Origin of the sequence: Cytobacillus kochii (assembly GCF_044790165.1) — a bacterium.
GTDB classification, from domain to species: Bacteria; Bacillota; Bacilli; order Bacillales; family Cytobacillaceae; genus Cytobacillus; species Cytobacillus kochii.
Genome location: NZ_CP085254.1, coordinates 860,971 through 876,049, shown reverse-complemented (window position 1 = coordinate 876,049; position 15,079 = coordinate 860,971). Strand labels below are relative to the sequence as shown.

14 protein-coding genes are annotated in these 15,079 nt (G+C 36.9%); 2 read left to right on the top strand and 12 right to left on the bottom strand.

Annotated features, from left to right (window positions below; translation table 11 throughout):
• Positions 1–19: 19 nt before the first annotated feature.
• The 9 genes from LG276_RS04710 to LG276_RS04670 all read right to left on the bottom strand — a co-directional run bounded on the left by LG276_RS04710 (position 20) and on the right by LG276_RS04670 (position 9,811).
• The gene (locus LG276_RS04710) at positions 20–1,531 is read right to left on the bottom strand and encodes a tripartite tricarboxylate transporter permease (RefSeq protein WP_224934629.1); all 1,512 of its coding nucleotides are present in this window, start codon (positions 1,529–1,531) and stop codon (positions 20–22) included.
• Between the two features lie 16 nt (positions 1,532–1,547).
• Positions 1,548–1,997 carry a tripartite tricarboxylate transporter TctB family protein gene (locus LG276_RS04705; RefSeq protein WP_095370437.1) on the bottom strand — a complete coding sequence of 150 codons (450 nt, stop codon included), beginning with the start codon at positions 1,995–1,997 and terminating at the stop codon, positions 1,548–1,550.
• A gap of 15 nt (positions 1,998–2,012) precedes the next feature.
• Positions 2,013–2,990, bottom strand: a complete 978-nt coding sequence (locus LG276_RS04700; protein ID WP_251162730.1) for a tripartite tricarboxylate transporter substrate binding protein — start codon at positions 2,988–2,990, stop codon at positions 2,013–2,015.
• Between the two features lie 230 nt (positions 2,991–3,220).
• A complete protein-coding gene (locus tag LG276_RS04695) occupies positions 3,221–3,898 on the bottom strand; it encodes a response regulator (RefSeq protein ID WP_224934685.1) in 678 nt (225 codons plus the stop codon).
• Positions 3,891–5,501 carry a sensor histidine kinase gene (locus LG276_RS04690; protein ID WP_251162731.1) on the bottom strand — a complete coding sequence of 537 codons (1,611 nt, stop codon included), beginning with the start codon at positions 5,499–5,501 and terminating at the stop codon, positions 3,891–3,893. Before LG276_RS04690 ends, LG276_RS04695 begins: the two co-directional genes overlap by 8 nt.
• A 254-nt stretch (positions 5,502–5,755) precedes the next feature.
• The gene (locus tag LG276_RS04685; protein WP_251162732.1) at positions 5,756–6,826 is read right to left on the bottom strand and encodes a zinc-binding dehydrogenase; all 1,071 of its coding nucleotides are present in this window, start codon (positions 6,824–6,826) and stop codon (positions 5,756–5,758) included.
• 21 nt (positions 6,827–6,847) lie between these two features.
• Positions 6,848–7,525 carry a cyclase family protein gene (locus tag LG276_RS04680; RefSeq protein WP_224934620.1) on the bottom strand — a complete coding sequence of 226 codons (678 nt, stop codon included), beginning with the start codon at positions 7,523–7,525 and terminating at the stop codon, positions 6,848–6,850.
• A 15-nt stretch (positions 7,526–7,540) separates the two neighbouring features.
• The gene (locus LG276_RS04675; protein WP_224934618.1) at positions 7,541–8,872 is read right to left on the bottom strand and encodes a short-chain fatty acid transporter; all 1,332 of its coding nucleotides are present in this window, start codon (positions 8,870–8,872) and stop codon (positions 7,541–7,543) included.
• Positions 8,873–9,811 (bottom strand): 3-hydroxyacyl-CoA dehydrogenase NAD-binding domain-containing protein, encoded by a 939-nt coding sequence (locus LG276_RS04670; protein WP_224934616.1) that lies wholly within the window; start codon positions 9,809–9,811, stop codon positions 8,873–8,875.
• Between the two features lie 326 nt (positions 9,812–10,137).
• On the opposite strand from LG276_RS04670, the gene LG276_RS04665 reads away from it, so the two are divergent.
• The gene (locus tag LG276_RS04665) at positions 10,138–10,485 is read left to right on the top strand and encodes a DUF3870 domain-containing protein (protein ID WP_251162733.1); all 348 of its coding nucleotides are present in this window, start codon (positions 10,138–10,140) and stop codon (positions 10,483–10,485) included.
• Between the two features lie 142 nt (positions 10,486–10,627).
• Here the strand turns inward: LG276_RS04665 and LG276_RS04660 are convergent, their stop codons facing one another.
• Positions 10,628–11,293 (bottom strand): YitT family protein, encoded by a 666-nt coding sequence (locus tag LG276_RS04660; RefSeq protein WP_251162734.1) that lies wholly within the window; start codon positions 11,291–11,293, stop codon positions 10,628–10,630.
• A gap of 130 nt (positions 11,294–11,423) precedes the next feature.
• Here LG276_RS04660 and LG276_RS04655 point away from each other — a divergent pair, with 130 nt between their 5' ends.
• Positions 11,424–12,308, top strand: coding sequence for a LysR family transcriptional regulator (locus tag LG276_RS04655; RefSeq protein ID WP_404293671.1), 885 nt, complete (start codon positions 11,424–11,426; stop codon positions 12,306–12,308).
• A gap of 232 nt (positions 12,309–12,540) precedes the next feature.
• Here LG276_RS04655 and LG276_RS04650 read toward each other — a convergent pair whose 3' ends face one another.
• Entirely contained in the window at positions 12,541–13,812 is a 1,272-nt protein-coding gene (locus LG276_RS04650) for a cytosine deaminase (RefSeq protein WP_224934610.1), read from the bottom strand.
• Positions 13,781–15,058, bottom strand: a complete 1,278-nt coding sequence (codB, locus tag LG276_RS04645) for a cytosine permease (RefSeq protein ID WP_224934608.1) — start codon at positions 15,056–15,058, stop codon at positions 13,781–13,783. Before codB ends, LG276_RS04650 begins: the two co-directional genes overlap by 32 nt.
• Positions 15,059–15,079 lie beyond the last annotated feature (21 nt).

Sequence of the window (15,079 nt, the reverse complement as noted above, 5' to 3'; positions counted from 1 at the left end):
ATCAATGACGAGCTTTTATTTAACCTGATATTGTTTGGTCTTCTTTTCTTTTTCTATTTTTAATCAACTTCAAAATAAGTGGATAGCATAAAGATAATACTGTAAGAATCATTAAAATAACGGAAATCCCAGAAGAAAAGAAAATACTTAGACTGCCATTAGATGATGTCAGAGCCATACGGAAATTTTGTTCCATATCTGTTCCCACGATTAGTGCTAGTACTAATGGAGCAATTGGAAAGTCTAACACTTTCATAACTAAACCAATGAGACCGAACAACAATAATAAATAAAAGTCAACTGTAGAATAACTCAACGTGTAAGTGCCAATAAAAGCCAACATAATGATAAGCGGATACAGTACTTTAGCTGGCGTGTGAAGCACCTTTACGAGTAACCCAACTAATAGTACATTAATAATCACTAAAGCAATGTTACCGATAAACATACTGTTAATAAGTCCCCAAACCATAACCGGATCATTTTCAAAAAGCATCGGACCAGGTCTAACGCCGAGCATGATTAATGCGCCGAGCATAACAGCAGTGGTTCCTGAACCTGGAATCCCCATTGTTAATAACGGAATCATTGCTCCAACTGAGGCAGAGTTATTTGCCGATTCTGGTGCTGCTAAACCTTCCACAGCTCCTTTACCAAATTCCTCTGGTTTTTTAGATAACTGCTTTTCAGTAGAATAGCTAATCATTGATGCAATGGTTCCCCCCGCTCCCGGAAGTACACCAACAATAAATCCAAGAGGTGCACTCCTGAGAATTGGCCATTTAGAACGTTTCCATTGCTCTTTGGTGAACCATGTTTTACCCATGTCTTGATTTTCTTTTTGCTTTTTCTTTTCTTTATAAATCGTTAAGAAATTATAAAATACCTCACCTACCGCATAGATTCCAATGATGACAATTAGAAAATCAATACCTTCTGCTAAATGTGGCATCCCAAGGGTAAAACGATGAACACCGGTCTGCGGATCAATGCCAATTGTACTTAATAATAACCCTAAGCACATTGCAATAAAACCTTTGATCATTTTTCCTGTTGATAGCGAAACAATAGCTGAGAGGGTTAATAGCATAAGTAAAAAATATTCCGATGGACCGAACTGCAAGGCAAAGCTTGCTAACGGTTTAGCTAAAGCGACAAATCCAAAGGTGGCTAATATCCCCCCGATAAAAGAAGCTACTGCTGAAATGGCCATTGCTTGACCAGCCTGGCCTTTCTTTGCCATCGGGTAACCATCAAAGGTGGCAGCAATTGCCGAACCATCGCCAGGTGTATTTAATAATATAGAACTTCTAGATCCGCCGTACATCGCACCATAATAAATGGCAGCCATTAATATAATGGCACTTGTTGGATCCATTCCAAAAGTAACTGGGATTAAAACCGCAACAGCCGTGGCTGGACCTAACCCTGGTAACATACCAACAACAGTCCCCAAGAATCCTCCTATTACAATCCAAATGATATTAATTGGTTGTATGGCTGTCATCAATCCTTCTACAAAACCCTCCATATGATTCCCTCCTTTTCTATGGCAAACTTACACCTAATAGTTGACTAAATCCGTACCAAGTAATGAAGGAAAAACTCACAGTAACGATGACGTTAACGAGCCATTTTCTCCAACCATTCAAATAAAATAATAAGACACCTAAGAATAAAATCGTCGAAATTAAAAATCCTAGTGTTTCAAATGTCAGTGCATAAATGATACCGAGGATGATTGTAACAACAATTAACTGTATGGCCCTCTTACTAAATACATCTGTCAGTTTCTCTTCTTTTTCATGGATATTTCTCAACTCATTCACCAGATAAATAACACTCAGGATAAGCATCAGTGCACTGATGCCAATAGGAAAATATAGAGGTCCATTGGCACTACCTAATGTAGCTTTTGGGATCTGAAATGAGCTGATTAGGAAAACTAAACTAACGGCTATCATTAATATGGGTAAACCTATTTTGATGATTCTCACTTAACAAATCCTCCCTTACTGAACCAGCCCTGATTCGCCAATTAAATCCTTATATAATTCTGCTTGTTCATCGAAAAACGCTTTCGTATCACTACTATTCTGGTAAAAATCATCCCAATCATTATTTGTTAAAAGTTCAGCCCATTCTTCACTCTTAACCATTTCTCCCAATTTTTCATCCCAATATTTGATTTCTTCTTCTGTCATATCTGGTGGCCCCATAATACCTCGCCAATGGGGGAAAACCATGTCAATACCTTCTTCTTTTAATGTAGGTACATCTTCTAATTCTTCTAATCTATCTTCCGAAGACACCGCTAAAATCTTTAGCTTGCCAGCTATATGTTGTTCCTTAACTTCTGATAATGAAGTCGTGACCGCATTTACATGATTTCCCAAAAGGGCTGTCACTACGTCCCCACCACCGCCATCATAGACGAGGAAATTTAAGTCTTTTGCTGCCACATCCCTCATTCCTGCCGCTTGCACAAATGATAGATGATCATCATTGCCTAGACCTGGTCCTACGCCAATTTTTATAGATGCTGGATCATTCTTAATATCTTCAAACAAGTCATTTATATTTTCATATGGAGCATCTACTGATACAGCAATAGCCTGCCATTCAGTTGCTAAAGTCGCAAGAGGTGTAAAATCCTCATAAGTTAACTTACTTTGTCCTAAGAAATGATTGGTTAATAGTAGACTAGAGTTTACAGCAAGATAATGACTATCCTTTGTATTCAGATAGCTCCACCCAACTTCACCACCGCCGCCTGGCTTATTAATAACATTAATATTATTATCTACTAGGCTATTATCCTTAAGAATTTTTTGCACAGATCGAGCTGTTAAATCCCATCCGCCACCAGGTGATGCCGGAGCTACTACTTCTATATTTTTTGTTGGATATTCCCCATTTCCTGAAGTTGAATTGGAAGAACACGCTGTTAATATAAGAACAGCTAGAACGAAAACTACCAGCTTTTTCACTATATCCACTCCCCTTATCTTGTTAAATTCTGAGTTAATATTAAATTCTGAATAAAAAAATGTAAACGTTTTCTTAAAATTGTCTATTAAAAACTTAAAATCAATTAAATTCATTGTGTTCATTTGTGCTTTATTTCACAATAACTATAAGTGACAATACGACATACCATACACCGACGTATGTTTTATCTCTTATACATAAAAAAACCGGTCCCTTTACGACCAGTTTTTCAACGATAAAAATAGTTTCTCTCGGGTCTCCCCACAACCCCATATACTTGTTCAACATAAGCTTTGTTTATACTAACTAAATATTCTAAGTAACGGCGCGCTGTTGTACGAGATGCTCCCATTTTCTCTCCGACCTTGTCAGCTGTTAAACCTGTTCCTCCCTTTTGTAGAATGGAGCGCACTTTCTCAAGCGTAACGTGATCGATACCAGCTGGCAAACCCGTTTGTTTATGTAATATGTCTGTTTGCGTGCGACCAAAGAAATAATCGGCAACCTGTTGATTGACTTCAGTGACAGAAGCGAATTTCCCCTTTTCCTCTTTGTACCTTTCTAAGGTTGCAATAAATACATCCAATGAAACCGGTTTAATTAAGTAAGAGATCACTCCATATTTTAGTGCTTTCAATAAATAATCTTTCTCGTTCGCAGCTGTAATTAAAATAATGTCTACAAGAGGATACTTCTCCCTTATTTCCTCTAATAGATCAATTCCTAAACGATCTGGCATATATATATCCATAAGTAATAAATCAACTGGATGCAGTTGTAACAGTTCCATCATTGCATGAGCATTTAAACCTGTTCCAATTACCTTCATCCCATCTATTCTAGTTATATACTCTTCATGAAGTTGCGCAATCCGATAATCATCTTCGGCTATTGCTACTTTAATGATCTCCATTTTTACTCCCCTCTTCCTTTGGTAAATATACAGTAAAGATTGTACCCTTATGCTCATTACTGCTATATTCAATCACACCATTTAGAGATTCTATCTCTACTTGAACATTAAAGAGCCCGTAACCACGATTTTTCCCTTTAGATGATTGTCCCTTTTCGAATAGTTGCTGTGTCATTTCTTCAGCAATTCCCGTTCCATTATCTTGGATTTCAAAAATAATCTCGTCTCCAATATCGGTAACAAAAAATTTCACTTCCTTGAGCGCATTCTCTTTTACTGCATCGAAAGCATTACTAATTAAGTTTCCTAGAATAATAATAAGGGACGATAAAGTGAGGTTATCTGGTAACCCTTCTAAAGAACTCTCTTTATCTATTACAAAGTCTATTTTCTTTTCGGAAGCTTGTCCTAATTTTCCTAATAATATCGCTTGCACTCGTTCATCCTTTATTTTTGTAAAAATGATTTTTTCTTCTTTTTTTAATAATGTTGCTTCGCTGTTTATGAATTCAATCGCTTTCTCCTTTTTATCTAATTGAAGCAAGCCTAAGATGGCATATAACTTATTCGTAAATTCATGTGATTGTGCTCGTAAATCATCAGAGTACTGTTTCACTTCAGATATGGCATCTATCATTCGTTTAATTTCAGTACGATCTCGGAGGCTTGCTACTGTACCAATTCTCTTCCCAGCTTCTATAATCGGTTGTGTATTCATGATAATGGCTTTCTCATCAATTTGTATTTCAACATTTACTTGTTTCTTACAACTCTTCAGTCCTTCAATCATTACCTCTGAAGAAATGACTTCCTCTACTAATCTCCCTTCTACTCCACTCTCTAATGTCAATAGCTGAGCAGCGGAAGTATTGACCATCGTAATCATCCCTTTTTCATCAATAGAAAGAATCCCTTCCTTCACTGAATGGAGTATAGCGTTTCTCTCTCTGAACATGGCAGCAATTTCATAAGGTTCTAAGTTTAATGTGTCTTTCCTAATACTATTAGTCAATGAATAACCTGCAAAGATACCAAGAAACAAGATGATCACAGATACTTTAAGTATTTCTCTAATATCCTCCCAAATGGCTTCATATAAATGGTTCACTTCAAAAAGGACAATGACTGCTCCCTCTACTTTTTTATATTCACCATAATCGACCATTATAGGCGCAACGGCCTTAATCACTTTTTTATCTTCTTCTACTGTTTGCATCACATAAGAGCTTCCATAAATAAGTGCCTTTTCATGCTCTTCTATTGTTAATTCTCCAAAAGTATATTCATCATCAGTCGAGGCGATAATCATGCCATTGCGTTTTTGAAAAAACACTTCCATATTGTCTATCTTTTTTACTTGATTTACTACATTTCCTAAAGTATTTACTAGTTTATAAGAGTTGTAATAGTCATGTAATGCCGGCATATAAGAAACGGTCTTTGCTGTCTGCATTGTTAACTCTTCAGCCTTAGCCATATCATCATTTAATTTCATCACGATATACATTGCCGATAACAATACAATAATAGAAATAATTAAAATGACTATAAGGACGAGAATCTTAATTTTTATAGGAACTTTCAATAACTTTTTCATACAGTTCTCCAGTATTTATAGATTCTTTATATTATAGCAGGATTCTTTCTGAATAATCTATCAACTCATACATTCAATTCTCTATAGTGTGGGCAGAACCATACGAAATAAGACGGATAAAATGATACAACCTATATTTTATTGATAGCGTAAGATTATACCGAAAATTCCTCATGAAATAATCACTAACTCAAAAAAAACGAACAACCTAAGATTAGAGATTGTTCGTTTGCATTTGCCCATCCTATATAAACTCATTCTCCTGATGGCTTTAATATTAGCTTTACCGCTTCTTTACTTATGCCTGCATTAAATCCTGCTTCTGCCTCTTCCAAAGCGTACGTATGTGTAATAAGTTTTTCATATGGATACTTTCCTGATGCTGCCATGGCAATCGCACGCTTCATCGTTTGTTCTGTCACTCCGTATATTCCTTTTATATCAATCTCACCACGTACAATTTCACTAGTAGCTAGGGTACTTTCTTGCGGGCTAATACCAATAAGTAAGACTTCCCCACCTTTTTTGCATATTCTCACAGCATCTGTCAGTGAACCATTAAACCCACTCGTTTCAAAAACATGATCTACGCCATTTCCATTCGTCTTATGAGCAATGGCCTCTAATAAGTTTTCATCATCAACATACACAATATCAGTAGCACCTAGCTCTAATGCTAATGTCAAACGATCTTTGTCCTTTGATAATCCAGTGACAATCAATTGTTTAAATCCATAGTTGGATAGGGAGGCAACCATTGATAATCCAATGGGTCCCGGTCCAATAACAACTGCTGTTTCACCCGGCAGAATGTTCGCCCTTTCTATTGCGCGTACACCAATTCCAATTGCTTCTAGCATCCCTGCCACCTCAATAGCAACCTCCTCGGGAAGTGGGAGTACATTTTGATAATGGATAGAAGCATACTCTGCCATTCCACCATTTTCTCTAAAACCGTATCGTAATGATTCTGCCGGCACTTTACTCATGGAACCTTTGCCATGGTCACATAGATTCGTTTGCCCTTTCAAACAATTCTCACAATGGCCACAAGGAATATACGGATTAATGACTACATTTTTCCCAATCAAATGAGCATGATCCTTATGACCAACTTCCACGACCACTCCAGCAAATTCATGTCCTAGCGTGACAGGGGTAGATACCCATTCATACGCATTCATCCCTTCGTACATATGAAGGTCACTTCCACAAATACTAGCAGCTAGCACTTGTACTAGCACATCATTCTCTTTTAAAGTAGGCGATTCTACATCTTTTATTTCAATACCTCGTGATCTATTAGTTTTTACTACTGCTTTCATACAAAGCTCTCCCTCTCTCTTTTACCATTCTTCTATCGCTAAAGCTCTTATTGGTGAGCCCGTCATTCCTTTTAGGTTTAGTGGCGTTCCCATAAAATAAAAATGTTTCTTTGTTAACTTCTCTAGATTTACTACATTCTCAAAAATCATGATATTTCGGCCAAGTAACTCCATATGAACATTACGTTGCATATTTGTATTAATATCGGCATTAGGAAGATCAAGACCAATCGCTTTTACTTTATGTTCTACTACCCAACTAGCAACAGAAGGATCTAATGATAAGCAATCATGGAAACCTGCAGCATTCCATTCACCTGGCCAGCAGCGAAATAAAACGATATCATCCTTCTTCACTTTTAGATTGTCACGACGAACAACCTCTTCTACCATATCTCTTGTTACAGGCTCATTTGCACTCTTATGAGAAACATCTACCAACACGGCATTCCCCATTGTTGCCTCCACAGGGATTTGCTCAATTGTCCAACCATCTTTAAAGAAATGATAGGGAGCATCCATATGTGTACCACTATGGTCAGACATGATAATCGTTTTACTCGCATATCCTTCACACGGAGCTTGATATCGCGGTTTTGAAAAGTCATGTGTAACATGATCCATAAATACCACCTTTGGATGAGACGGGAATGATACCAGACCATCATATAAAACAACAGATAAATCGACTACTTTCATTATTAGCTCCTCCTTTTATAGTAAGTAACCCCATATTAAACAAGCTGCAATATAAATAATTCCTACATAAAACATAATCATTACTAAATAACCCATTATATCTTTAAGCTTTAGCTTTGATAAAGCCAGCGCTGGTAAAATCCAGAAGGGTTGAATCACATCATTCCATGCATTACCAAGCATAACAGACATAGATGTTTGGCTAAGACTTGCTCCTAACTCCTTCGCCGCATCAATCATAAATGGTCCTTGAACAACCCAGTGACCGCCGCCAGATGGAGCAAAGAAATTAATAAAGAAAGAACTAATAATTCCCCAAAACGGTAAACTTTCTGCCGTTGAAAAATTAACAAATATAGCAGCAATTGTATCAACTAGACCCGATGATGCCATAATTGCCATGATTCCTGCATAAAACGGAAATTGAAGAATGATTCCTGATATTGTACCAATTCCACTATTTAAGCTTTGTGTATATTTCGCAGGTGTTCCAAGAAGAATAATTCCTAAGAAAAGAATAATAAAGTTAATAATATTAAGATTCATTGTGTTACCATCGATGAAATAGAAAAGGATATAAACTAAACCAATGATACCAATAGCATAACTAAGTAATCGGCTATTATTAATCTTAGAGGCAAAAGTATCATCGCCTAATATATTCACTGATGCTTCTTTTTTCTCTTCGTATAAAGCAGGATTTATCTCTCTTACATTCTCTTTATTCTTTGGGTGAAGAGCAGCATTAACAAGTGGCAAAGTAATTAATAAGACAACCGTTGTAATTACCATTGGTAAAGAGAAAATGGTTTCACTTAAACCGATTATGCCCATTGCCGCTTCCATTGGATGACCTGGTGTAGAAATGAGCACAGGAATACTAGCTGATAAACCTAAACCATAAAAGGTAAAACCACTATATGCCGCTGCAATAATTAAGGGATAATGCACACCTTTTACATTCATTGCTAATTTACGGGCGATAATTCCTCCGATAACTAACCCAAATCCCCAGTTTAGATAGCTACCAATCGACCCAACTAAAGTGGCCACTATAATTGCACCCTTAGGTGTTTTTACTTTAGCCGCAATTTTATTTAATAACCTATCCGTTAGAGGTGCAGTTGCTAAAACATAACCCATAGCTAAAATAACAGCCATTTGTGTCGTAAAGGCTAATAAATCCCAAAACCCATCTCCCCATGCTAGCACAAGTTCTTTTGGTGTTTGTCCCTCAATCAACATGGCTAGAATCATTGTTAAAATCGTTAATCCAATAGCAAATACAAATGCATCAGGTAAATACTTTCTCATTAAATTCGTGAAGAAGTTTGTCATTTTTTCCATCTAGTTCCCCTCCTTGTTGTCTCTATCTTTAAGCGCTTTCATTATTTGCAAAATTGCGTGATTCTTTTCTTCTACAATTGCTTGTACATTTCTATCTTGCCAATCATAAAAACCTTTCCCACTTTTTATACCCAGCTCTCCTGCTTCTACCTTTTTTACAAAAAATGGATCAGGATCTGTCCGATTTTCGAGATCTGGATATAAATATGAAGCAATATGAAAATGAACATCTAGTCCATTTAAATCTCGTTGTTCAAGCGGTCCGCTAAATAATAACCGAGGCGCTAAACTATAACGAATAACAGTGTCAATATCTTCTGCTGATGCGACACCTGAAGCTAATAGTGAAATGGCCTCTCTTGCCATTGCATGTTGAATGCGATTGGCAATAAATCCTGGGATGTCTTTCTTAATCAGTACTGGCTTTTTGCCAACCTCTTTTAATAGTGACATCACTTTGTCTGTAGCTGCTTCCGATGTTGCTTTTGCTTTTACCACTTCAACGAGTGGAATGACATGAGCTGGCATGAAAAAATGTGTACCCATCATCCTTTGTGGATAGGTTAGGCATTCAGCTAAGCTATCAATAGACAACCCTGATGTGTTTGTTGCAATAATCGTCTCCTCTGCACAAAACCTCTCTATTTCCTGTAGCACCTGTTGTTTCAGGTCTCGTTTTTCGGGGACTGCTTCAATAATGAACTCAGCTGTTTCCACTTCACTCATTTCTACAGTCATAGAGACAGATGCCATTACACTTTTAACATCATCTGAATTGGAAAGAAGAGCAGAAAGTTGATATTCCATTCTCTCTTTTGCTAAATATAATGCTTCTTTATTCACATCTACTAACGTAACTTGATACCCATTTGTAGAAAACAATTGGGCAATCCCTATTCCCATTGTTCCTCCACCAATAACAGCGATTCTTTTAGTCATTCTAATAACTCCCCCCTCCAGCATTTATATGAATTACCTTAATTTAACAAAAACAAAAAACCTAGCTATCCCAGGAAAATAAGAAAATTACTCGACTCTTATCTCCTTGAAAAAGCTAGGTATCCTTAAGTGTTATGAAAGGTGAATTTCATCGTTAAGAAGACGCTTTTCTTCAGAAAGAATAATATATTCAAATCATTTTGATAGTATTATCATATTTTAAAAGATTTAGATAGTCAATGGAAAATTTTCAATTCTAAAAACCTTTTAAGTTATATGATAAAATAGAACTGTTTAGTAAACCGAAATAGAAGGGAGCCACTATCATGGCACAAAATGAACTTAGCTCCGTACTTGTTACTGCTTATGCCAAAGCTCCACAAGGCACAGCGATGTATGAAGTATACAAACACGCAGGTATTGTACTCGAAATCAATTCTACTAACCATAAAATTATCAACGCAGAATTTACCTTTATAACTGGACTGACGCAAGATTTCTTTAAGAGATTAATGATTGGATTTGACATGAGTACAGACCTTCAAGGCCTTATCAACCGGATAGAAAAGCACTATTTCGCACCATCCACCACAGCAGTAATTGTTGCCTTAAAAGGAGCCCATAAAAGATATCATGAGAAATTAAAGCAATTGGAAGAGGGAGAAACAAATTGAGAACCGGTTATATTGCCGGTTTGTCTTTTATTCTCCTCCAACTAGATTAGCGTAAACAACAAAATATCTTTCTTAACTAAAAAATAACCAGCAAGGCATCCCCATCCCTCACTGGTTATGATGAATTATTTTATATTACCCCTTAGTTAATCTTACTTAATTCCTCTTGTGGCTTTGCCCACAGCCATTCTTTTAACGGTACTTCGTATAATTTTGTCATCCAACCAAGGATCTTACCAATAAAATAAGCCGCTATAACTGTGCCAACCCCGATAGCTCCTAGTGAATGGACAAAGATGAGGCAAACAGCACCGGCGACACAGACATTCAATAAATCGCTTGTAATTTTCGCCTTACTAAAAACCATCTTAAAACGCGCACTGATGGCATAGGTTAAGGCATCATAAGGCATAAGTGGTAACTTAGCATTAAAATATCCTAACAGGCCTACTGCCACAACAAATAAACTAATAAGCAAGAAGATAATTTTCATCCCAATTGTTTGTGGTGATGGAAAAAGTTGGACTAAAAGCAAAGTTAAATCCATAAATCCACCGAATAAGAACGAAATAATCAGTTGACCAACAACCTCTTTCACAATAAAAGATTTAGTCAAAATGCTTCCAACAATAATGAATAGAATATTCGCAGCGACAGTCATCATACCGATTTTCATACCAGTACTTAAACTTAACGCATAAGGTAATGATGATACTGGTGAAACCCCTAAATCAGCTTGAATAGAAAAACTAACGCCTAGTGATAAAAAAAATAAGCCTAGTACATAAAGAACTAGTCGTTTAGCCATAATTTGTTTCACCCGATTCTAATTTGTTCAATGTTTCACTTACTCATTTTATCATCGAAACAAATATATAAAAAATATATATATGATAAACTAGTTATATCAAATTACATATGATGAAAGGGGAGAAATAATGGATATCAGACAGATTCAATATTATAAAACAATCGTCGATCAAGGGAGTATTTCTAAAGCAGCAAAAGTTCTGCATATGGCGCAACCCCCTTTGAGCCAAGTTTTAAAAAAGCTAGAAACCGACTTAGGTTCTACCTTAATTCATCGTTACCGAGAAAAATGGGAGTTAACAGAGACAGGAATCATTTTGTACAAATATGCAACACAAATGTTAATGGAAATGCAAGTTGTAGAAGAACAAATACAAGAAATCGAACGAGGAGATGCTGGAACTGTGCGAATCGGGGTATCTTCTTCTTGCTCAAATCTGCTGCTTGATTATATCAGCTTATATCGAAAGGAATTTCCCTATGTCAAGGTCAGTATTTTAAACGGTAATACCGAGGAATTATTGAAAAGACTCGACCAAAGAGAAATCGATATGGCTTTTCTATTAAGACCAATGAATAATGAGCAATACAAAATAAAAAGTTTGAACAAACGATCTTGTGTAGCGATTATTCCAAGTGAATGGGCAGATCAACTGTCTCCTGACAGAACAACTTTTGAAGAAATAGCTTCCTTTCCTTTCATCTTATTAGGAGCACTAGAAGGTTTGACTTTCACTGAAAATATCCTTAAGTCCTTTGAGGAAAGAAATTTAACTCCAAATATCATTATTGAATGTAAAGATGTGATGATGGCCATCCAACTTGTCAGTAAAGGCCTGGGGATATCGATGATTCCGCAAATGGACAATGCTCCTCAGCTGTTTGAAAATATTGAAGTTCGAGCAATACAATCTTATGAATATCAAATGGAACCTGTTATTTTGCGCCTCAAAGAGAAACAAATGTCCAAAGCCTCTTGGCACTTTTGGGAAATGATTGACGGCAAAAGTTAAGGCACTATCAGCCGCTCTACCTGCGGTGGATCCAACAGAAAACTGGCTGAGATTGTAAAATGGTCTTAGTAGTTAATAATAGAGGGGTTAAAAATCGAAAAACTAGATATTATTCATACCCTTTTACTAAAACCAATCCTCTTCCTTTTGCCGATAAATAATTTAGTGTACTTCATTCAAAAACCCCCTATAGAAAAAACCACAGATTCCTCTGTGGTTAATATCGTTAGATTCATTTTTTAAAATCAACTTGCTCAACATGATCTCCAAATGTAATATTAGTTACTTGTGGCTTCGTTTCAGCTATCACTTTACCTCCGCGAATAGAATAAAGGACTGTCGCTTGTTTCCTAACGGCCTCATATTCATTTTCTGCTTCAAGGATAATAAAATTCGCCGGTTTACCTTTATCAATACCATATTCATCCTCGATTTGTAATGTCTTTGCACTATTTTTCGTAATCAAATCGATTGAATTGACAATTTGTTCATAACCGAGCAACTGGGAAGCGTGAATACCCATATGAAGTACTTGTAACATATTGCCTGTTCCAAGAGGATACCAAGGATCAAAAATATCATCATGACCAAAGCAAATATTAAGTCCTGCTTCTTGGATTTCTTTTACCCTAGTCAATCCCCTTCTTTTTGGATACGTATCAAATCTACCTTGCAAATGAATATTGACTAATGGGTTTGAAACAAAATTAATGTTAGACATCTTTAGTAAGCGGAACAGCTTATATGTGTATGCATCATTATAAGACCCCATCGCTGTCGTATGACTTGCTGTTGTTCGTGTTCCTAAACCCCGCTCATACGCCTCTTTAGCTACAACTTCAACAAAACGTGACTGTTCATCATCTATTTCATCACAATGGATATCAATTAAACGATTGTATTTTTCGGCAAGGTCAAAAGCAATCTTCATCGACTCTACGCCATATTCTCTTGTAAATTCAAAGTGTGGAATGCCACCAACGACATCGACACCCATTTTCAACGCTTCTTCCATCAGCTCTGCCCCACTTGGATACGATAAAATCCCTTCTTGCGGGAAAGCAACAAGCTGGATATTAACATAGTCTTTCATTTCTTCTTTTACTTCCAATAAAGCTTTAACAGCTGTTAAGGTTGTATCAGTGGTATCGACATGTGTGCGAACATGCTGAATCCCTTGGGCAATTTGCCATTTTAGCGCTTGCTTCGCCCTTGTTTTAACATCTTCTGGAGTTAAAAATGCTTTACGCTCTGACCATCTTTGGATTCCCTCAAATAAAGTACCACTTCTATTCCATTCTGGCTCACCTGCTGTTAAAGTTGTATCCAGATGAATATGAGGTTCAATAAATGGAGGTAAAGTGAGCGCCCCATCAACATCAATTACTTGTTCACCATCTGGAACTTCAATTGTTTTTTGAGTAATCTCGTGAAAAACACCATCTTTAATAATTAATTGCCATAGCCCTTCTTTACCCCGTAATTTCGCGTTCTGTATGATCATTTGTTGTCATCCCCTTAGATTTTGATATTTTTGCTACAATGAAGGTTAAAACGATATAAATGATTGCTGTGCCAAACAATGCATTAAGAGGTGTAATGCCCGGCATAATTTGAGCAAAAGTAACCCCTAGTGCCCATGCTCCCATGGCCACCCAATTAATGACTTTAAATTTCACTTGCTCAAATTCTACATAGTTTCTACGTTTAATGAAGAAATAATCTGCTATGATAATCGCACCGATAGATGGTACGGCAGCACTTAGGATATTTAAGAAACCAACGAAGTTATTGTACATCCACATAGCAAAGATTGTACCAATCAAACCATTTACGACAACAAATACTTTCTTGGAAATCTTCGTAATATTGGCAAAACCAAGCCCCGATGCATATAAGGCGTTATCATTTGTTGTCCAGATGTTAAGTCCTAATACAAGTACAGCTGGAATCATCAATCCTTGTAAAAACATGACTTCAGATATATCAGCTAAACCATATGCCATCGCACCGACTGCACCAAATAAAAACATAAGTGAATTTCCTAAGAAAAAGGCGATGACTGTTGCTGTTACGGCTTGCTTAGAAGTCCTAGCAAACCTTGCAAAGTCAGGTGTCAATGTTCCGCCGCTTATAAATGACCCTATGCAGATGGACAATGCTGCAGCAACCGTCATCGTTTGCGCAGGTGTGTAATCCATTAAGCCTTCTAAGCCACCAAAAGAAGAAATTCCTTCTATAACTGAATAACCACCCAAGAGCGTGATTGCAGGTACTGCAATAAACCCTAAAATAACCAATGACTTCATCCCGTAGAGTGAAGTGATTGTCATCGCAATACCGAAACCAAAGATAAGTGCATACACATTCCAATCTAGCGCTGTTGCTACAGGAACAGCAAACATAGCCACACCAACACCAAACCAACCAACTTGTGTAAATCCTAGTAAAAAGGAAGGCAAATACGACCCTTTCTCTCCAAAAGCATATTTAGCTAATAGATGTGTGGACAATCCTGTCTTGGCAGCAATATGTGCAAGAGCACCTGTATATATGCCTAATAGTAAATTCCCTAAGAGGACGATGACAATAAACTCACTAAAGCTCAGCCCTATACCAAGCTCTCCTCCTGCTAACATACTTGCTGAGAAAAACGTGAACCCTAACATAACGAATAATGTCTTCCAGAAATTATTTCTCTGCGATTTTGGCACCGCTTGCCACGAAAACTCTTGATCGATTTTACTCATGTAAATCCCTCCATCAGTTTT